At 38.2% G+C, this 21662-nt stretch carries 18 protein-coding genes and 2 riboswitches; of the genes, 1 reads left to right on the top strand and 17 read right to left on the bottom strand.

The window, feature by feature from the left end:
* Nucleotides 1-38 precede the first annotated feature (38 nt).
* The 5 genes from selD to HYG86_RS10775 form a co-directional block, all read right to left on the bottom strand.
* The gene (selD, locus tag HYG86_RS10795) at nt 39-1019 is read right to left on the bottom strand and encodes a selenide, water dikinase SelD (protein WP_213169231.1); all 981 of its coding nucleotides are present in this window, start codon (nt 1017-1019) and stop codon (nt 39-41) included.
* A 47-nt stretch (nt 1020-1066) separates the two neighbouring features.
* A complete protein-coding gene (locus tag HYG86_RS10790) occupies nt 1067-1963 on the bottom strand; it encodes a selenium metabolism-associated LysR family transcriptional regulator (protein WP_213165580.1) in 897 nt (298 codons plus the stop codon).
* Entirely contained in the window at nt 1960-3867 is a 1908-nt protein-coding gene (selB, locus tag HYG86_RS10785) for a selenocysteine-specific translation elongation factor (RefSeq protein WP_213165579.1), read from the bottom strand. Before selB ends, HYG86_RS10790 begins: the two co-directional genes overlap by 4 nt.
* Entirely contained in the window at nt 3860-5236 is a 1377-nt protein-coding gene (gene selA / locus HYG86_RS10780) for an L-seryl-tRNA(Sec) selenium transferase (protein ID WP_213165578.1), read from the bottom strand. Before selA ends, selB begins: the two co-directional genes overlap by 8 nt.
* 72 nt (nt 5237-5308) lie before the next feature.
* Complete coding sequence (locus HYG86_RS10775; protein WP_213165577.1) at nt 5309-6538, bottom strand: DUF401 family protein; 1230 nt, start codon at nt 6536-6538, stop codon at nt 5309-5311.
* 392 nt (nt 6539-6930) lie between these two features.
* Between HYG86_RS10775 and HYG86_RS10770 the strand changes: the two genes are divergently transcribed.
* On the top strand, nt 6931-7992 hold the full coding sequence (locus HYG86_RS10770; protein WP_213165576.1) for a polysaccharide deacetylase family protein: 1062 nt from the start codon (nt 6931-6933) through the stop codon (nt 7990-7992).
* A gap of 155 nt (nt 7993-8147) precedes the next feature.
* On the opposite strand, the gene HYG86_RS10765 is transcribed toward HYG86_RS10770, so the two are convergent.
* The 12 genes from HYG86_RS10765 to HYG86_RS10710 form a co-directional block, all read right to left on the bottom strand.
* Entirely contained in the window at nt 8148-9338 is a 1191-nt protein-coding gene (locus tag HYG86_RS10765) for an FprA family A-type flavoprotein (RefSeq protein ID WP_213165575.1), read from the bottom strand.
* Nucleotides 9339-9800: 462 nt separating this feature from the next.
* On the bottom strand, nt 9801-10670 hold the full coding sequence (locus tag HYG86_RS10760) for an IS3 family transposase (RefSeq protein ID WP_246451953.1): 870 nt from the start codon (nt 10668-10670) through the stop codon (nt 9801-9803).
* A gap of 20 nt (nt 10671-10690) precedes the next feature.
* Complete coding sequence (locus HYG86_RS10755; protein ID WP_213165510.1) at nt 10691-11374, bottom strand: helix-turn-helix domain-containing protein; 684 nt, start codon at nt 11372-11374, stop codon at nt 10691-10693.
* Between the two features lie 88 nt (nt 11375-11462).
* Complete coding sequence (gene grdD, locus HYG86_RS10750; RefSeq protein WP_425489222.1) at nt 11463-12614, bottom strand: glycine/sarcosine/betaine reductase complex component C subunit alpha; 1152 nt, start codon at nt 12612-12614, stop codon at nt 11463-11465.
* Between the two features lie 9 nt (nt 12615-12623).
* Nucleotides 12624-14165 carry a glycine/sarcosine/betaine reductase complex component C subunit beta gene (gene grdC / locus HYG86_RS10745; protein ID WP_213165573.1) on the bottom strand — a complete coding sequence of 514 codons (1542 nt, stop codon included), beginning with the start codon at nt 14163-14165 and terminating at the stop codon, nt 12624-12626.
* A 145-nt stretch (nt 14166-14310) separates the two neighbouring features.
* Nucleotides 14311-15609 carry a glycine reductase complex selenoprotein B gene (gene grdB / locus HYG86_RS10740; protein WP_484477036.1) on the bottom strand — a complete coding sequence of 433 codons (1299 nt, stop codon included), beginning with the start codon at nt 15607-15609 and terminating at the stop codon, nt 14311-14313.
* Nucleotides 15610-15638: 29 nt separating this feature from the next.
* The gene (gene grdA / locus HYG86_RS10735; protein WP_213165571.1) at nt 15639-16106 is read right to left on the bottom strand and encodes a glycine/sarcosine/betaine reductase complex selenoprotein A; all 468 of its coding nucleotides are present in this window, start codon (nt 16104-16106) and stop codon (nt 15639-15641) included.
* A gap of 14 nt (nt 16107-16120) precedes the next feature.
* Nucleotides 16121-17407 carry a glycine/sarcosine/betaine reductase component B subunit gene (locus HYG86_RS10730; RefSeq protein WP_213165570.1) on the bottom strand — a complete coding sequence of 429 codons (1287 nt, stop codon included), beginning with the start codon at nt 17405-17407 and terminating at the stop codon, nt 16121-16123.
* A 15-nt stretch (nt 17408-17422) separates the two neighbouring features.
* Nucleotides 17423-17737 carry a thioredoxin TrxA gene (gene trxA, locus HYG86_RS10725; RefSeq protein WP_213165569.1) on the bottom strand — a complete coding sequence of 105 codons (315 nt, stop codon included), beginning with the start codon at nt 17735-17737 and terminating at the stop codon, nt 17423-17425.
* 13 nt (nt 17738-17750) lie between these two features.
* Nucleotides 17751-18953, bottom strand: coding sequence for a thioredoxin-disulfide reductase (gene trxB, locus HYG86_RS10720; protein ID WP_343064107.1), 1203 nt, complete (start codon nt 18951-18953; stop codon nt 17751-17753).
* Between the two features lie 13 nt (nt 18954-18966).
* Nucleotides 18967-19323, bottom strand: coding sequence for a GrdX family protein (locus tag HYG86_RS10715; RefSeq protein ID WP_213165568.1), 357 nt, complete (start codon nt 19321-19323; stop codon nt 18967-18969).
* A 75-nt stretch (nt 19324-19398) separates the two neighbouring features.
* Nucleotides 19399-19475: riboswitch (glycine riboswitch) on the bottom strand.
* Between the two features lie 3 nt (nt 19476-19478).
* Nucleotides 19479-19586, bottom strand: a riboswitch (glycine riboswitch).
* A gap of 618 nt (nt 19587-20204) precedes the next feature.
* Complete coding sequence (locus tag HYG86_RS10710; RefSeq protein WP_213165567.1) at nt 20205-21611, bottom strand: carbon starvation CstA family protein; 1407 nt, start codon at nt 21609-21611, stop codon at nt 20205-20207.
* Between the last annotated feature and the right edge of the window lie 51 nt (nt 21612-21662).

The raw sequence follows: 21662 nt of genomic DNA, 5'->3' as shown, positions 1-21662 counted from the left end.
GGTTTTTACAAATTTAATACTTTTGCAAAAATTATAGATTAAAAAACCAGCAAATTGCCTGTGCCTTTTTCTGTACTACCTATTTTGGTGCCAGGTATATTAGCTTCATTTAATTTGCGAAGTATTTCTTCTGTTTCTGAAGGATTACAGCTAAACAATAGCCCTCCAGATGTTTGAGGGTCATGTAGTATGTCATCTAAATATTGAGGAACTATTTCGCTTATTTTAGTTGCTTTTTTGAAATATTCCCTATTCCTATATGCCCCTGCTGGAATCAGCCCCATTGAAGCATACTCTTTTGACTCTTCAATAAATGGGATTAGATTGTGGTCATATACTATGTTCAAATTCGATGCTTTTGCTATTTCTAAAGTGTGACCAACTAAGCCAAAGCCTGTTATGTCCGTACAACATGTTATGTTAAATTCTTTGATTATATCCTTTGCCCCTTTATTTAGGGTAGTCATTGTTTCCACTACCCTTTGAATAGCAGATTCTTCTGCCATATCTCCTTTTATTGCAGTGGTTATTATTCCAGACCCGAGAGGCTTAGTTATGATTATATCTTGATCTTCAGCGCATCTATCGTTTTGCCATATGGAGTGTGGATTTATAAAACCCGATACACTTAATCCATATTTAGGCTGGGGATCATCTATGCTATGCCCTCCAATAACTGTTACTCCTGCTTCTGTAAGTTTGTCTGCAGACCCTAACAGTATATTTTTAAGAACTTCTTTTGGCAATGTGCAGATAGGAAAAGCAACTATGTTTAGTGCATAAACAGGGTCTCCCCCCATGGCGTATATATCACTTAATGCGTTTGCTGCGGTTATTTGACCAAATATATAAGGATCATCCACCATAGGAGTAAAAAAATCTAAGGTTTGCACAACGGCCTTACCCCTTGGAACGGTGAAAACAGCTCCATCATCCCCTTTTTCATATCCTAGTAAAAGTCCCCCATTCCTTGGTGTTTTAATATCCTCTAAAATTTCTTGGAGGTCACCCGGACCTATTTTAGCGCCTCAACCAGCTGCTGTACTAAAACTTGTTAATTTAATCTTCACCCTGCTTCACCTCCTCCATTTCCTAGGTAACCTAGAAAACTCTCTAAAGTATTACTCTTTAATTGGTCATGCCTAAAGGCATAGTATATTTCTCTTTCTATTTCTAATGAAGAGCTAATGATGTCCAAAGTCCCTAGTTTTACACCCCTTTGGGCGGCCACTTCGGAAACCAGGGAAACTCCCATACCAGTTTCCACAGCTGCTATGATGTTCTCAGTGCTTTCTAATTCTAAAACGATGTTCATATCCTCCATCTTTATTCCCAAATTTTTAAGTCTTTCCTCCATTGATTTTCTAGTTCCAGAACCATCTTTTCGTACAACAAAAGGGATTTTTAGAAAGTCTTTTTTAGAATTGGGTTCCACAGACACTTCTAAGTCCTTAGCTTTTATCAAAACCAGTTTATCCAGTAACCACCTACAACAACTAATACCAGATTTATTTATTCTTTTACCTATAAAGGCAATATCTAAGCTACCTTCTGTAAGTTCTTGTATTATCTCTTGGGAATCTTTGATGATTATTGACAAATCCGTATTGGGGTAGTTTTCTTTATAGGACTTTAAGGTCTTAGGTAAAAAATATTGGCCAGGGATGGTACTTGCACCAATTCTAAGTTTACCAGATATATGTGTCTTATAGGCATCAAGTTGAGCCAGTACATCGCTCCAGTTGTTTAGAATCAACTTCCCTTGATTATATAGTAGGTTACCCCCTTCAGTCAGTTGTACTTTCTTGCCTACCCTAAGAAATAGGTTCATCCCTAGTTCTGTTGAAAGGGTTTGCATCTGCATGCTAACTGCTGGCTGAGATAAATGCAACTTAGCTGCGGCCTTTGAGAAGTTACCTTCTTCAACTATAGTTATAAATGTGTTTAAGAGGTTTAAGTTCATTTTGATAATTCCCTCCCCTTAACTCCTAATATCCTAACATCGCCACTGCGTTTTGTTATACCCAAGCCATCGTAGTATTCTAATATGGGTACAATATATTTTCTGCTTGTACCCAATAGGTCTTTAATTTGCGATAACTCCATACCTTGGGGATTTTCTTTTAGATATGCTATTACCTCACTAATCCCTTCGTTAACTACATCCTTATGGAAAGGTATGTCGCCAATAATTAACACATCTCCTTTTCTCACTAGATACTCCAATAGGTTAACAGGTATGTTAATATCTTCCCTATTAGGTGGTTTGAACTGACTCTCCTTTAGTAGGCTTAGAGCTTGGTTTACAAGCGCCAGTTCCTTGCCAGATAGTGAAATTTGAAATCCCTTTAAACTTACATAAAGTCCTTCCATCTCAACTAGATTCTCTAATTGCATTTTCTTTAATATAGATACCATAAGCTTTACTGAATATTTACTTCCGAGCTTACTTCGAAGCTCTTCTTTGTCCATTCCTATTCTTAGGGGATATTTTACGTGATATTCTGAAAGGATAGCTAGTATTTTAGAAGTCAAGTTGTTGTAGTGGGATTTTTCCATAAGAACAATATTATCGTCTTTTATATCCACTATTTTGTCTTCTATTTTTAGTTTAGGAATAACCTCTTCTATCTCCCTACGGTTGATTTGCAGATCTTGAGCTAACTCCCCAAAGGTTATTCCCCTTATACCATATTGCTTGATTCCTTCTAAAATTATCTCTTGTGTCTCACCTATTTCGTTTATCTCCATGTTTTTTATAACTCGCATATTATACCTAGGGATCCTTTTACTAGTACTATTAAAAACCGTACCCCCACCTATTGTATCAACAGGTGACATTGATCGAATAACAAAACTATCTCCTCTAGCAACAACAACTTCTTTTTCTAGTCTCAACTGACAATAACAACTTTCGCCAGGTAGCAATGTATCCCTATCAAGGAGTACAGCTCTTCCGTAGGTTTCTTCTGTGCCCCAGTGAAACCTAACTATAGTTCCGCTATCTAATTCCGGTGCATGGTCCAAAATTCTCAAGATACAGTTCACTTTGTTCTGTGGCTTTAAGTAGGCAAATGTTGTCAGAAGATCTCCCATGGACAACTCTTCCTTTTCAATTCCCGTTAAGTTAACGGCAGACCTTTGTCCAGGAAAAGCTGTGTCAACCTGTTCACCATGAACTTGGATTTGTCTTACTCTTACCTGTCTCTCACCAGGATATACTACACAGGTATCTCCTACAGATATGGTCCCATCTTTCAAGGTGCCTGTAACAACCGTGCCAATACCTTTCAGACTAAACACCCTATCTATGGGTAATCTAAAAAAGTCTTTAGCTGATTTTGATTGGATTTGGGCATTACTGATATATTTGTTAATCTCAGCTTTTAGTTCTTCAATCCCTTCATTGGTGACTGAAGATACAGGAATAAAAGGGGACTTTTCTAAAAATGTACCCTTTATGGCATCTTTTATATCCTCAACGACTAATTCCAGCAATTCATCATCAACTATGTCTTTTTTAGTTACCACAACAATACCTTTTTTTACATTAAGTAGTTGAAGTATATTCAAATGTTCTTTTGTCTGAGGCATTACTCCTTCATCGGCAGCAACCACCATCAGTACAAGGTCCATACCGCCAACCCCCGCAAGCATATTGCGGACGAATTTTTCATGACCTGGCACATCTACTATACCTGCTCTTGTTTCTTCATTTAATTGGAAATATGTAAACCCTAGCTGGATGGTTATACCCCGCTCTTTTTCCTCTTTAAGCTTGTCTGTATCCACTCCCGTAAGTGCTTTAATCAAACTTGTTTTTCCGTGATCCACATGTCCTGAAGTGCCAATAATGATATTAACCATTTATATCACCCCAGATTTTTGTAGTTATCCTTTGGATATAAGGGACATCTTCTTCAAAAACAGCTTTCAAATCTAAAATAAATTGATCTTGGTTTATTCGACCTATTATTGGTTTTTCTTGTTCTCTAAAGGCTTGGGATAGCTTCTTTGCAGAATAGTCACCTTTAAACTTTATGATAACTGTGGGTATTTCTTGGGTGGGCAGTGCCCCTCCTCCAACATATGCATAATCTTCTTGTATCTCATAGGTTCCTTGAGGAATCTCCTTGGTTATGTCTTTAGCCAATCTATGTAGCTCTACTGTATTACGCTCTAAGAACTTATATAGGGGTATTTTTGTAAACCTATCTTGTTTATACATCTCTAAGGTGTATTGCAGAGCAGTTAATACAAGTTTATCGCACCTTAAGGCTCTCATAAGTGGATGCTTTTTTATTTTTTGGATGTACTCTCTTTTGCCAACTATAATTCCACATTGTGGGCCACCTAGGAGTTTATCACCACTAAAGGTTACTATATCTCCACCAATCTTTACAGATTGATTCACTGTTGGCTCATCATAAACTCCCCATTTGTCTAACTCTACAATAGTACCGCTACCTAAATCGTCAATTAGAGGAATCTTGTATTTTATAGATAGCTCCCTTAATTCTGCCAAGCTAACCTCCTTGGTGAACCCCGTAACTCTATAGTTACTTGGATGGACCCTCATGATTGCACAGGTGTTTTCTGTAATAGCATTTTCATAATCTTTCAAATGGACTTTATTGGTTGCACCCACTTCCCTTAGGATACTTCCGCTTTGTTCCATAATCTCAGGTATTCTGAAGGATCCACCAATTTCCACTAGCTGTCCCCTAGATATAATAACTTCTTTTCCCTTAGCCATTGTCATAAGAACCAGTAGTACTGCAGCTGCATTGTTATTTACAATGGCACAGTCTTCCACTCCAAGTAGGGTGTTCAGTTGCTCCTCTATGCCTGCTGTCCTAGTACCCCTTTGACCTGTCTCTAAGTCAAATTCTAGGTTACTATACCCTACACTTATGTTCTTTAAGACCTCACCAACTTCCATTGATAAAGGTGCCCTGCCGAGGTTTGTATGTAGTATAGTTCCTGTACAGTTGATAACAGGCTTTAGTTTCTTTGTGGATTTACGGTTAAGATTTCGTTTTATTTTTTCTAAAATATTTTCGGGAATTAAAACACCCCAATAATCCTCCGAGTTATTTCTAATAGACTCTAGGGTTTTACGGCACTCCAACAAAAATTCTTGTCGGCCAAATTCTTGTATTAATTCCTTACCCACCCTGTGCCCAACTAGTTTTGTCACACTGGGTATTTCCCTACGATTTATTTTCTCACCCATGAAAAATCCCTCCTAGAAAAGTGATTTTTTTAACAAATACTTTTATGTGAAAAGGTGGGTTTTGCCCACCTTTTAGATATACATGAGTATCAATGCTATAACTGTAGTGACAATGGCCATGGCTAAAACTGGGGGCATGAAGTATTTATACATCTCTTTGTATTGACACTTAAAGTGATCCTTGGTCAGTATTAGGCATAAATGCATTGGTGATAATATATACCCAAGTAAGGATGCCATGAAAATTAGTAGTATATAAGGTAGTGGGTTATGCTCTATAAGGGGTAAAAACACTGGTACGCTGATTCCTAAAGATGCAGTGTTTGATCCTGTGATAAGTCCTGTTAAAAGTGCGGATATTACTCCTAGTAAACCTATAGGCAATCCTAAGCTTACCATTGAATTCATAAAATCAGATAATACTCCACTGACGTTTAGAACCTCTCCAAAGACAATTATACCATACACGGATATAACCATTTTAAAATTTACTCCTGGTAAAATCATTGTCTTAATCCTATGAATTAACACATCTAAGATATTGCTACCCTCGTCGATTAAATTGAATAAAGCTAGCACTATTCCCACAAATACACTGAGAGGGAATGGAACCTTTACCACAAGGGCAAGAACCAGTGTTGCAATTAGGGGTAGCATACTCTGTACCAGTTTTAGTAGGGCTTCTGATTTATTTATGTTTTTTTCTTTTTTAACCACCTGGCTCCCCACAAACATTGTGTTCATAGCTGTTATTACCGCAGCAAAAACAACTGGAAATGACATGAGCATTATGGTGGTTTCACTGGTACCTGTTAAACTAGTTGCCAGTAAAAGTGCTGGGTAAAGGGGATAGATTGGATACCAAATGTGTCTAAAGAAAATGTTTATAGCTGCTTTTTGATAGTTTAGTAGACCCATTTTCTCTCCACTTTCTCCAACCATGGGCGCTGATAGTATAGCTCCCCCAGGCACTGTCAAAAGTCCTATTAAGCTAGGGATTGCCATCAGCAAAAGCTTGCCACCACCCAAAAGGCCAAACAAAGAAGATATCATTAAGTCTAGGGCTTTGGTCATCTTCATAATATAACCTAGTAGTGATATTAGGAAAACTACCAAGGCAAGATTAATAAAATTATTAGAAAGAGTTGCTGTTTTAAATGCTTCAAACGTGCCTGATAAACCCATTTGACTAAAGATACTTACAACTATGGCTCCTAAGACCATAGCCCATCCCACATTGATATTTTTCCTAACTAGATAGATAATTAAAAATAAGCTTAATGCGACACCTAATATTCCCAATTATGACCTCTCCCAACTTAGTATTATGCTAATCCTATTATAACTTATACTTATATATTATGGAAGATATTGTGATGATTTTACCGCAGGAAGGCGTTAGCCTAAGGCAAAAGTTTCAGACTCCGTGACAGAGTCCCTCCGGGAGAATAACTTAATAGAATTTTAACCACTACTCTGCACTATCAAAACTTACAAAGCGTACGAGAATAAAGGCTAAACATATGGCTGTTAAAGCTTGCTTTTTGTAGTGTGGAGCTTTTTAGTGAAAAGTAGTGGTTAAAAATCTCTTGGTCTCTTGAAATATTTACATAATTTTATTCACACCTCCCCCTTTCAAGTTAGTTCTCAAGGGTTTATAATTAACCTATATTAACTAAGGGAGAGGGGATTTTATGCGGAAAAGAATCTTAGTATTATTCGTATTAGCATTATTACTTATTACAGGTTGCACCGGCAATGTATCTACTGAGCCCCGTGATGTTGACAATGGAAGTGAACTAGAAAACCCCATTGAAGAAGAACCAGGGGACGAGATAGAAGATGAAAAAATAGACTTCGAAGCAATACGACCCAACGAAGCTGGTCAAATAATGGTTCTTATGTACCATCAAATAGGTCCTGAAGAAAAAGAATGGATAAGAACTCCCGATAATTTTAGAAAAGACCTACAAGTACTTTATGACAACGGTTACAGGCTTGTTTCCCTTAAAGATGTCCTAAAGGGCAATATCAGCGTTGAAGCAGGGTATACCCCTGTTGTTATTACCTTTGATGATGGCACTGAAGGTCAGTTCCGATATATTAAAGAAAATGGCCAGTGGATTATTGATCCTGATTCAGCAGTGGGAATTCTTTTAGAAATGAATGATAAAAATCCAGGTTTTGGCACTGCTGCAACATTTTATGTTAACACAAATCCCTTTAGACAACCTGAGTTTACCCAGAGAAAACTTGAGGAGTTAATTGAGTTTGGTATGGATATTGGGAATCATACGTATACTCATCCAAACTTAGCAAGGGATGTGAAGTCAAAGGAAGAAATGCAAAGACAGCTAGGTATGTTGGTTAAAGAGATTCAAAGTTATTTGCCAGATTATGAATTAGATTCACTGGCTTTACCCTTTGGTGGTGTTCCACCAAAAGAGTTGTTCCCTTATGCAGTTGAGGGAGAGCATGAAGGTACCCCTTACCACAATCTAGGTATACTCCTTGTTGGTTCACACCCCAGTCACTCACCCTTCAGTAAGGATTTTGACCCACATAAGATCCCCCGTATAAGAGGGGAAGATCCCATGGAGTACGGTTACATTTACTACTGGATGGAATACTTTGAAAGAAACCCCCACCTTCGCTATATAAGTGATGGCAACCCAAATTATATAACTGTACCAGAAGACCAATTAGATAAAATCGACACCGAAGCCTTCCAAGGCAAAACAATAAGAACATATTAAGTTGCCTTCGACACAGGTACAGCTTCACTGACTGGTTGCTGTGCAAAAGTAAACCTTACTACTAAAACTACTCAAAAATGTCTTGATTTGACGGATAAAAGCTCAGCACCCGCGCGTATATTAAATACGCACGGGTGCTGAGCTTTTGTAAGGTGCTATCCTATAATTTTTTCCCCAAACTCCTTACCCATGTGCACACATTGTTCTATGGTTTCTTCTGATGGGGAAAACTTCTTTTCTAGTGGGTCAAACGGAACCTTGAATCCCATTTGTTTTAATAGTGATTGAGCCATCTTTATGCCCTCACCACTCCAACCGTAAGAACCAAATACTCCTGCTATCTTACCCATATTAGCCATGGGGTCTATGATTGAGAAAATATCCCACATAGGTTTAACCATTGTCTTATTTATTGTAGGTGACCCTAGTAATACTCCCTTTGAAGTTGCTATGGCTTCTGCTATCTCACTTAAAGGCTCTTTTTCAGCATCAATCATTCGAATAGTTACCCCATCTACCTTTTGAAGTCCTTCCATTATTCCCAAAGCCATTTTCTCGGTGTTTGTATAGGCACTTAGATAAATAACTGCCACCTGATTTTTATTTCGTTTATCATTATCCCTTTTTGCCCATTGGTAATATTTCTCCCTCTGATATGACCCATCTTCTAAAATTGGTCCATGGGATGGCAAAGTTTTTTGTATTTTTAAGTCCTTCACTTTCTCTAAAGCGCTTAAAATATGTGGGGCGAAGGGGTGCATGATACAATCATAATAGTGTTCGAATGCTTCTTTATAATCACTTCTGTGAGAAGCATCTGGCTCCACGGCACAATAGTGAGAACCAAATCCGTCACATGTAAAAAGAAACTGGTCTTCCTCACTATAGACAAACATAGTATCTGACCAATGTAAAAATGGCGCAGTTATAAACCTAAGGGTTCTGCTTCCTATGTTTAATGTTTCTCCATCTTTAATTATATGCCCTTTAAATTCCCTATTAACCTGTTCTTTTAGGAATATATTAGCTGCCTTAGTGGAGTATACTTCAACATCGGGGTTTATATCTAAGATATACCTCAAGCATCCTGCATGGTCTGGCTCAGTGTGATTTATTATCACAATATCAAGATCTTTTATGTCAACAAGCCCCTGAAGTTTTTCCATGAATTCCCCTTTAAAATTAGGTTTTACTGTATCAATAAGAACCTTCTTTTCATCATCTATAAAGTAGCTATTATAAGTACTTCCGTGGGGGGTCTTCATAATTATATCAAATGTTCTAAGTTCTGGATCCAACACTCCAGTCCAATATATGTTGTTTCTAATTTCAAATACTTCTTTCACATTCATCACCTCTTATTGATAATTGTTCTTAATAATATTATAGCACATCTTCATAAAAAATACCAATTATTCTTTAATAGAATTTACGATAATACATTATTATATGTGGACTGAAAAAATTTAGCCACCACACTGATACCTAAAAGACCATAAAATGAAATATTGAGCCACATAAAAATAGAACCTAAAAAGCGACCCCCTGAACATGCCCCTGTCAAGTAGACAGTAGAAAAAACAAAAAATACTATGCCGTCAATCATTAATTTGATTGGCGTTATTTTTTTGAAGGTTTTATTTATTTTACCCGCATTTATTCCACGGTCCTGTTGACATGGGGGCCCCTGTACCCTCTGGACTCCCATTCTTGGGCGGAAGTTGATACTTGACAAATATTTGGCTTCCGCCACACACATTTTACCAGAGGGTACACCCCATATAAACAGGCTTTCGCGGCATAAAAGCTTATGCTACCTTACTTAAAAGGTGTTGCCTATACTCCATTGGAGTCATACATTCAAGCCTCTTCTGATAACGATGATTATTGTAATACTCTATGTATTCAATGACAGCAGATTCCAATTCCTGATATGAGCTGAATTTGTTGAGATAGTACATTTCTGACTTAAGGGTACCAAAAAATGCCTCCATAGGGCCGTTATCTATACAACGGGAGATTCTAGACATACTCTGTGTCATACCCGCATTATCCAACTTGTTTTTGAACATTTTTGAGGTGTATTGAAATCCCCTATCACTGTGGAAAATTGGCTTTGCATCAGGGTGCTGCTCATGGGCAATGTCAAACGTTCTAAATACCAGTGCATTGTTATTTGAATGACCCAAGACAAAGGACACTATGCTCTTATCTCCGAGGTCAAGTATGGCACTTAGATAGGCTTTTCCACTGATTCCATATTTCATCTCTGTTACATCAGTAAGCCATTTCTCCCCAAATCCATTTGCATTAAAGTTCCTGCTTAGTACGTTTTTTGCAGTTATTTCTGGTGTGGATTTGATGTAGTTCTTTCTCTTTCTACGGCATACAGATTTTAAACCTAGTATTTTCATCAGTCTGTAGATTCTCTTATGGTTTACATGGAATTCTTGCTCTCTGTTTAACTTGATTGTCATCTGACGATACCCAAGTATACCGCCTCTCTCTTCATATGCATCTCTGATTAATGGTATTAAAGTTTTGTTAAATTGTTCATTAGTACTTGCTTCTCTGTTTAACCATTTGTAATATGAGGAACGTTGAACCTTCGCAAAAACACAGAGTTTTGTGATTGAATAACCTTTAGTCTTTTTAAGTTCCTGTATCGTAAGATAGATCGTCTCATATCTTACTTGGCTTAAAACCGCCCCCTTTCTATTTCTTTCAACTTTTTTAAAAAATCTATCTCCATTTGCTTCTGGCGAATTTCAGCTTCAAGTAGTTTGTTTTGGGCTTTAAGTTTGTCCATTTCAGACATGTCATCTTCTGACTTTCTTTTGCCTCGCTTGTCTTGAAGGGCTTCTATACCTTTTTTTAGGTATTTATTAGTCCATGAATTAACCTGCTGGTAAGATACATTAAACTTCTGTGCTGTTTCAACATAGTTGCATTTATTCTCAATACAGTACTTTACTATTTCTACTCTTTCATCAAAATGGGTCTTTCTTCCTTTAGTCATGATAGATACTCCTCCAGTACCAGAAGATTTTAATTTCTCATGACTATTATACTTCATAACCCATGTATGAAGTATCCCTGTAGAGCGTATTCCATATTGAAAACATATATCATGCAAAGAACCCTTACCAGAAAGGTATTCCTTTATCGCTAATTCCTTTGCATTTGAAGAATGGCTAGTATTCTTTGCACTAGTAGTCAACCCATCAACACCCAACGACATATAATTACTGACCCATCTCCTCATGGTATCTTTACTGACACCGATTAACTTAGCTGCATGGCTAACTGAATTTTTTCCTTCTATACACATAAGAACATACTCTAACTTTTCTTCTGGTGAGAATTTACTTTTCCGACCCATAAAAAATACTCCTCCTTGTTGTAAACAGTTTTTATTATTTTAACTGTCTACCACAAGGGGAGCATATCACCCAGTCGCTTTTTAGGTTCTATAAATATTTATTCTCTTTTAATATCCCACTTGCCTGTTCTTTATCTTCTGGGGCTACCATTATCACTGGGCCTGCACATCCCATGCCTGATTCGGCATAGATTTTGTTTTCCCAAAGTACGCCTACACCATCATCTAACTGAAGTATGTCAATTCCTGTTATCTCTGCAGTCACAGGCTTTTTAGGTGGAACTTCCACCTTTTCTTCTTTTTGTATTGGAGCTTTTATCATCTCTAACTCTGTGCTAAGGCCAGCTTTTTCCGCTTTTGAGAATTCCTCTTTAGCTACCTTAACCAAATCATTTTGCACTAATTCAAAGGTGTATTGCAAAGCCCCCTTTACCACAGGTGCTCCAGATGCCCTTGAAATTATTGATATGATGTTCTTCATGTCTTTGCCTATCCCCGGTCCATATCCCCAACCTAGGGTCTCATAGTTGCCCCCTGTTGTAAAACTTGAGAATATCTTCATCAATATATTACCTGTTAAAGTGTCACAAACCATGACATCACAGCTTCCGCTGAGTAAATCGTTCCCCCTCATCACCGAACCACCATCAGACCTTATACTTTCAGCTAAAGAAAACTCCATCCCCTTCTCCTTAAGGGTAGTGAGTATTCTTTCTACTTGACGGGAACCTTCAACGTTTAACACCCCTAGTTTAGGGTTGTTTATCCCTGCACCTTTAGCAGCGATTATACCTAGTATCCCGTTTAGCACCATTGCCTCAACTCTATTGGCAGATGTTGTACCTGTTGTTGTAGCAATAAACATGGATTTACCCCTAGCGGGAGTGATTACTCTACCAACAGTTGATATCCCCAAAGGAAAATTGTAGTGAAGGGTTACTGCCCCTGAAACCTCTTTTTTTACTAACAATTCCTCTAAAATCTTATGGGCTTCTTTTTCACACTCCGTAATATGCTGTTCTAGGGGACAATCTACATTGGGCTTGGCCCCGATTAAAACAACATCTAGTAAGGGATTATCTTTTACAGCCATCATGGCCCCTTGAACCAGTTCATCTGTTCCTAATTCGCTACCAATAGTAGTTAGAGCTACCTTTGTCTTTTTAGCTGTTTCTTTACCTTCAAGGAAATCAGCTATACTATTTAGGGTGTTTACTACTTGAGTTTTATCAGTCATCATTTCACCCCTTTACTGTTGCTCTTGATCTTGGTCAAACTTTTCTGCCACTTCTCTTAATGCTTGGGCTAATAGCTGGTTTAGCTTTCCTGCTCCATCTTGTTTCATACCTTGCCCTATGTTTTTTTCTATAACAAAAGAAATTCCGTCAAATTGATTTGTCATCCTAGCCAAGAAAAGACTCCCTTTTCCAATAATCATTGCACGTTGTATTTTTCCTTGCATGATTTCATGGGCACAGTGCCCTATATATGGCACTCCAGATGGGATATGTCCTTGAGTAGGCGCAAAGCCAGGCATGCCGTGGTCTTTAACAAAGGATTCAATTTCATTCCTTTGAATATCCCCCCTTTTAACACCCAGTGCTGCAATCATTTTATAGTTAGCTTTAGGAACATCTCCTGCCCCTGCTGGTTCTGTAAGCTCAGGGTTTTGCATTTCCACTGAATAGCTATCTATTTGATTTATTTTGAGATCACTTCTGTCAAGGGGATCAGTGACAATACCCTTGATTACCGCCTGTGGTGATGAACCTGCCCCAATTGTATGTCTACCAACTATATCTGTTCTAACAACTGGACTTACTCCGTCATTTTCCGATACCAGTACAGCAAAGGCACCAAGCATATCTTCAAGGACAGGCATACCTTTGTTTACATGGTCTTTGCCATTCATACCTAGCTTAGCTGTTGCCCCTCCAGCCACAACCACAACGTTTTTAAAAATACCAGCTTTAACTAAAGCTGCTGCATTTAAAATTCCATGGGCAGGCGCTGCACAAAATGCCCTGATATCTGATCCTGTGGCATTTTTACATCCTGCAATCTCCCCTATGGCTTTTGCGAAGTTACCGCCCCCCCGTTGATTCATATCTCCACATGCTTCTTCCGATGTTTCAATAATATAATCAATCTCATCTAAAGAAATATTGGCGATCTTCTCTAAGTGAAGTAGGGCTAGAACAGCCGATGCTTTTGCAGTAAGGTTTTCTAGAATTATATGGGCATTTAAGTTTTTGTCCGTATCATGGGCCTTTTTAACACATCCAATAATCTCATTGTCTATTTTTAAAGTCTCTCCCCCATTGTTGATTACTTTTTGAATATCTTCATTGGTAGAGAACTTATCTAGTTTTGATAAGTTTAGTTTTGATATTACTGGGTGTTTACTTAACTTTTCTTTTATAGAAACAGAGAATCCCTCGTCTAGTAGTACTAAATCGAATGAGTCACAAATTTTTATTAGGCCAAAAAACTCATCTTCTGGCATGATTTCTCCCATAGACGCAAAGCGGTTAGCTGTAGCAATGGCATTTTCATACCATGGCTTTGGGATCTCATATAGCTCTTTAGGGTTTATTCCACCTATATACGCTTGATTAGGGGGATACTTTACCGCTTCATCAAATGATCTCAGATGTTGTGATAGTTTTGTAAGATACGGGCTGTTCGGGTCCTTATCCCTGTCCTGGGTTTGAGTGGTCCCTTGAGACACTAGTAAGTTCGGGCTGTGAATCAAGCTATATGCGGTGGATTTAATAACTGGATACACCATCTTTTCACACCTCCATTTAAAAGTTACTGATTGATTGTAATTTTTTGTGGGTTTTCCAAGGCTAAAGCCTTGGATACAACAGTTAAAAGTGCAGTCAAAGTTTTTTTAAAAAACGGGGTCAGATTTTACTGACCCCATTTTTACTTTAGTCTTCAAATACCGTTTGACCGTGTACTTCTACAGTCAAAGAGTTTAGGGCTTTTTTCACTATACCCATCCTTAATTCTTTTTCTTGATCTTGTGTTAATTGAGGATTACCAAGGGGATGGGGTATTGCTATAGCTGGTACTATCCTGTTAGCCCCAACTGTCAATGAGATTGGGACAACTGTACATACGTGTACTACTGGTATCCCAGCTCTTTCTATTTCTTTAACCATCGTTGCACCGCAACGAGTACAGGTGCCTCAGGTGGATGTTAAGATAACAGCTTGAACTCCATCTCTAACCAATTCTTCACTTATGGATTTTGCAAATGCTTTTGAGTTAGCAACTGATGTACCATTTCCCACCGTTGTATAGAAGTATTGATGTAACTGACCTATTTCTCCTTGCGCCTCAAGTTCACGCAATACATCCACTGGCAATACCCTGTCACTGTCTATATTTGCGTATACTGGGTCATAACCACCGTGAGCAGTCTCATGGGTTTCATCTGTCAAATTGTTAAAACCTGATATATCATATTTGCCAAACTTAGAAGCACTAGATGATTCTATCCTATCTGGGTTCCCTTTAGGCACTATTCCACCAGAGGTAACCAGTGCTATTTTTGCGTTACTTAAGTCTGTAATTGGTTGATTAGGTGCCACTCTATCAAACTCTGGCATAGGGTACTCGGTGACGAACTCTTCACCTTTAAGTTTAGCTAAAAGCATATCAACAGCCCTTTTTGAACCTCTATCTTGGGCAAAATAGTTTTTCCTTATACCACGCTCATAATAGTTATCAACCACAGGTTGTAGTTCTTCACCGTCTACTAGTTTTTTAATTATGTTTACCATAGATGCAATGGCAGGGGCCATCCCCCTAGCAGAATCGCTTGCTTTTACAACATATGAGTACTTCGAGTACATTTCAACACCGGGGTTTTCCTGATACATGGCACTTACAGCTGGTATATCAAGCTTTTCAAAAACGGCCTTTGCTACTGCCCCACATGCCACTCCATATCTTCCTGCATTAAAAGCTGGTCCACAGACTACAATATCTGGCTTGTACTGAGCTATAATCTCAACTATTTCAGCTGATACTTCATCTATATTTTCATTGAAGTATGAGTCTCCGCAAATTACAGTAGCTACAATTTCGCTACTTTCCCCTAACTGAGCTTTTAAAGCCATACCAGGGCCCACAACCTCTTCTTTGACCAATGGGGCAATGTGTGCCTTGTCTTCTCCACCTATCTGTCCAAAAAATTGGTTTAGATAGTGTACCACACGAATTTTGCTCAAATTTCTCCCCTCCTTCACTTCTACAGGTATTTACAAAACTGATCTCTATAGGTTTTTACTTCATTTACTATCTCGTCAACTTCTAAAACCATCTCCATCATACTAACTTGTTCGTCATATACCCCGTCATCAACAAATCCTTTAATCTCTTCTTCAAAGATATGATAAACTAGAAGTCCCAACTGGACTCCTGCCAATGGACCTGCGTAGGTTGGATCTCCATTTGTCACTGTTTCAGCGGCTAAACCAGATGCTTCTGCTTCAGCTCCCCCTAGTACAACAACAATGTTCTCTCCACCGTGTTTTTCAACCAAATCCTTAATACGGGTTTGGTTTTCAAGGTCCATGGCTCCTGCAGCCGTTCAGACGAAACATTCTGTGGTTGTAAAGATTGATTCTCCGCCGCCAGAAATTACGCATTCTTCAATGGCGGGGCCTGGTATACCATCTCTGTCACCAAGGATAATAAACTTTTTACCCTCAAACATATTATCTTCCTCCTTTATAAATTTTTAGCTGATAACTTATTGAAGCCTAGTTCATTAGTGGCTCCTGTTATGGCTTGAATCTCAACGGTTATTGAACCATCTTTGGACAAACTTCCATCAAAACCGCCGGCTATTACATCTGCAACTTCCGCAAAACCGATGATTTTGTCCATGGGTGGTAGGGTTATTACCTCATTAGCGTTACCGCCTGTTACTACGGCATTAGCTAGTTTATTAGCATCTGCCAATGATTGACTTGCTCCATCTCTTCCTGCATACTCATCTGTTACAAGAACTGTCTTAATTCCTTTTTGCTCAATCTTTGTGCAGTTCATAATTAAATCTGTGTCTGGGTTTCCAAAGCCTTCCTCAGAGATTATTACGCCATCAACACCTAAGGTTTCAACTAGTTTAGCTGTAAAATTTGATGAGCGTACTTTATCTAAGAGTGTCACGTTTTCATTTGTTACGATAACACCTACAAAGTTGATTTCTTTTCCATGTCTTTCGTATAAATCATGGATAATTGGGTTGTTTAAGTGATGGTATGTGGTGTTTTTGTCACATGCTGACACACAGTTTCCACTTATTATAGCTCCATCCATCATCTCAGTGGGTTTCATGAGAGTTGGTAAGATTTTTTTAGCATCTACACCATATACATAAGTATCATGGAGTAGCCCTTGACTTTGTAACATATACACATAAGCAACCTTAGGAAGATCTTTATATTTAGTGTAGCTATCTACCAAGTTTAGGGTTTCATATTCAGTATACTCATTAACCTCTACGTCTTTAGCTGCTTCACCAAGGTATTGCGCTGCTTTAAGGCCTATCATCCTTACTGCCACTTCATGCTCATGCTGTTTTAAACCTTCAATTGGATGGCAGTTGATAACCACATTTAGGGTTTTAGAAAAAGGTGTATATTCTGCTCCTACTCCATCCATGTCAATAATTCCTTCTTGGAACCCAACTATTTTACCAGTTGTAACAACATTGACTCCCTTTAGTACGTGGGTTATTCCTTCTCCTACTATCTCAGGTTTACCTAAAAAGCCTGGAAAAATATTTGCTTCACTATCAATTTTGACCCTAGGTTCTATAACATCTTTAACAGGCATAATTCTTACCAGTTCCCCTGGCTTTGCAATATCCAGCTCTATGGATGCAATGCTGGATTGAGTACTTAAAACCTCTAGCATTTCTTCTTTGTTTATTGTAAGCACTGATTCTTTAACCTCTGTTTTATCACCAAAAGTGATATCAGTTACAATAACGTTACCTAACTTAAGAGACATTTTTCCACCCCCTATTTACAAACTATTGTTGATTTGCTTCTCTACATCTTCCGCTGTAAATTCACTGCTTAATGACCATAATTTTTCGCCATCTTTGTACATAATGATTGTAGGTAGCCCCATAACCTTCTGACCAATTGCCAAGCGTCGATTTTCCAAGATGTTGAGTTTACAAAACTTTACTTTTTCCTGGTATTTCTCTGATAATCTAACTATTTCAGGCATCAATTCAATACATGGCTCACACTTTGTACTCCAATAATCCACTAAAACCAAACCCTTTGATTCCAACACCTCTTCTTGAAAACTGACCTTGTTAAGTTCTAACATAGATTCACCTCCTTTAAGCTTCAATATTTCTTGAGAAATTTATAACTGCATCAATTTCCTCAATTCTTTTTATTACCTCACCATTTTCAAAAAGCAAAAGGGAGGGTGCAGATTTGATATTGTAACGATTTTTGATCCTCATATTACGATAGGTATCTATCTTAACTAGTTTGACTTTAGTTTGATCCATATGTTTTTCCATTTGAGATACTAGATCAATACATTCTTGGCTACCTGGTGTCCAAAATAATACAGCCACAGGCTTTGATTCATCTATTACCTCATCTTTGAACATCTCTTCCTCGTGGATATATTTTTCCACTGCCACAGCAGCTATGGCACCATCGGCTGCTGCAGTCACTACCTGTCTTAGGAATTTTTGCCTTACATCTCCCACTGCATATACTCCATCTTGAGATGTTTCCATATATTCGTTTGTGATGATATATCCTTTTTCATCTAAAGCAATAGTGTCTTTAAGAAAACCCGTTTTAGGTACAGTTCCTACAAAGATAAATACACCGTTTACCTCGATTTCGGACACATCTCCTGTTTTTAAGTTTTTAACTCTGACACCTTCTACCATTTCATCCCCTTGAATCTCTTCTAACACAGAGTTCCACACAAATTCTATCTTGGGATTTTGAAAAGCTCTCTCTTGAATAATAGGAGTGGCATCTAACACTCCTTCCTCGTGGATGACTATTACTGTAACTTTTTCAGCAAACTTTGTTAGATACATAGCTTCTTCGATAGCTGCATCACCGTTACCTACCACAACTACATCTAACTCCTCAAAAAAGTCTGCATCACATGTGGCACAGTAGCTAACACCCCTTCCCCTAAGGGCTCCTTCTCCCTTTACTCCTAGAACCCTTGGTTCAGCTCCAGTGGAAATAACTAAGGTTTTTGTTTGATACTCACCATTTCTTGTTGTGATTTTTTTAACATATCCATCTAAAGAAATACTTTTAACTTCATCTTTAACAATCTCCGCCCCAAAGTGTAATGCATGTTCTTCCATCTTTTTCATGACACCTGGGCCTGTTGTTCCGTCAAAAAAGCCTGGATAGTTTTCCATTTCTTCTGTTGTAGCAGCTTGCCCACCTATTTTACCCTTCTCTATTATTAGGGTTTTAAGCTTGGATCTGGCGCCATATATTCCAGCCGTCAATCCACCAGGGCCTCCTCCGATTATGATCATGTCGTAGATCATGTAAATTCCTCCTTTAGATTTTTTCTATACTTTGTTTAAACACACCAAAGTCTATGGTTTGATAATCTTCTTTTGCCTGTTCATTTATTGGTACTTCCTTTTGAAATTGTTGAGCTTTTGCTATGGAATTTTCCATTATGTCTAGTGATTGATAATCAAGAGAGCTTTCTTCAATGAGAACAATAGTCTTATATAAATTGCTATAGGGTTTTATACTTGTAACCAGGGGATGATTTATAAGCTTATGATTTTTATGTACCATATCCCTAGCATTTTTTAGTACCTCTGGTAAAGACACTGCCTTGATTATTTCTAGGGAATTAACAGTGGCATAAGCTATCACTTTTGGATTGTTTGAGATAATTTTCACCTAAATCAACTCCTTAATATCTTCAGGGTTATAATTTTACAACAAAAAAGACAATGACTAATAAATAGCCATTGTCTCTGTTCTTTAGACCTGAGAGATTTCCCCTAAATTAGGGTTGCTCCTTCGGTGTCCTTTTAGAGGACTCTCCAGAGTTAGGTCCCTTCACGGTCCTTTTTACCTGAGAGTTTTATTTTGTCAGTGGCATTTTGACAAAAATTGCTCCTTCGGCGCTACCTAAAAGTAGTCTCTCCCGCAAAGTTCATTCCCTTTGTGAATGTTATAACTTGCACTCACTATATGGTATTCTAACTTTTTTGAATAATTCCTGCTTTTATTGTTCAGATTTTTTTATGTTCTTTATAATTTATTGTTATAGATTGAAATGCTGACAAGAAATCATTTCAACTTAATGGCGTAACTACAGGTCTTAAAAAGATAGCATCTCAAAATAATTATATGATTTTAAGGGTAGAGAACCAGTAATAGTTTCGATATCTTGAGAATTTCACGGTTAAAAGCATTTAGACAAAATGAAACCCTCACACTGGTGTGTGAGGCCTTGGGCTTGTATACAAACCTAAACAAAGTCATTGACCCTAGATGTGCATATTAAAAAGCAGTACAATTAATTCGAGGAGATAGACTTAAGAGCTGAGTAGCTAAACGGAAGAAGGGGCGAAGAACAGGACGTTCTGAGAGCTCCACTGAACCATGGATGGTGAATTGGAGCGGTCCCCTTCTGTAGTTTAGATAGAAGCCTTAAGTCTCGACGCAGAATTTTGTACAGCGTTTAATATGCGACATTCACCAAAAAATGACTTTGTCATCAGCATAAAACAAACCCAAGCCCTCACACTGGTGTGTGAGGGCTTGGGCTTGTTTTATGCTGATATTTTAGTTTTGTCTGGTAGATTTTTGCCGAATAGTAGGAATCCTACCAGTAGTGCTAGAGCTACTGTTACACCTACAGGGTAGGAAATGCTTGTAGCTAGCTTAAAGCCTTCTGGTGCTTGTAAGATATAGGTCACTGAAACTGCTGTCATGAATGTGGCTGGGATTGTAGCAATCCAGTGTAGTTTGTTATTAACAGATAGGTATGCAGCTGATGCCCAAAGTACCATCATAGCTAATGCTTGATTTGACCAAGCAAAGTATCTCCAGATAATTTGGAAGTCAATTAGTGTTAAGCTGTAACCGATTGCGAAAAGTGGGGCTGCAAGTAATAGACGTTTAGCTATTGGTTTTTGAGTTACTCCAAAGGTGTCAGCGATTGTTAACCTTGCACTTCTAAATGCAGTATCACCTGAAGTTATTGGGCATGCGATTACTCCTAGCATAGCCAGTACTCCACCAATTGGTCCCATTAGCTCCATTGAAATTGTGTTTACTACCACTGCAGGAGCTCCAGCAGCTTGTAAAGCTTCAGTTCCACCAAAGAAAGTCATAGCAGCAGCAGCCCAGATAAGAGCGATAATACCTTCGGCAATCATCGTGCCGTAGAATACTCTTCTACCGTATTTCTCGTTAGTTACACAACGAGCCATCATCGGTGACTGGGTGGCATGGAAGCCACTTATTGCACCACATGCTATTGTTACGAATAGTAATGGCCATAGGGGAAGGCTATTTGGATGAAGATTTTGAAGGGTGATCTCAGGAATTTGATACCCTTTGATGAAAAGACCACCAGCAATCCCAAGTGCCATGATTATAAGTGATGCACCAAAAAGCGGGTAAACTTTACCGATGATTTTATCAACGGGTAAGATTGTTGCTAGGAAATAGTAAACTATTATGATACCAACCCATACAGAAAGATTCATACCAGTAAGGTTTGACAAAAGACCAGCTGGACCAGTCATAAATACTGTACCTACTAAAATTAGTAGCACAACAGAGAAAACACGCATTACCTGTTTTACTCCGCCTCCTAAATATATCCCTACGATTTCAGAAATACTTGCTCCATTATGACGAATGGAAAGCATCCCAGAGAAGTAATCGTGAACTGCTCCTGCGAAAATACAACCGAAAACAATCCATAAAAATGCTGCAGGACCCCATAGTGCTCCAGAAATAGCCCCAAATATTGGACCAAGACCAGCAATGTTCAAAAATTGGATAAGGAATATTTGCTTCCAATCCATAGGCACATAGTCAACACCATCTTCTTGCTCAGTGGCAGGTGTTTTTGATTTCTCATTGATACCAAATATTTTTTCTACAAAAGTACCGTAAATGAAGTAACCTAGAATAAGTACGACAATAGATATTAGAAATGAATACATAGGTATATCCCCCTTTTTATTTTATAGATATACCTTAATTATAGTAACTTT

This window comes from Alkalicella caledoniensis (genome assembly GCF_014467015.1).
GTDB lineage: Bacteria > Bacillota > Proteinivoracia > Proteinivoracales > Proteinivoracaceae > Alkalicella > Alkalicella caledoniensis.
This window is presented reverse-complemented; position numbering and strand designations above follow the sequence as displayed.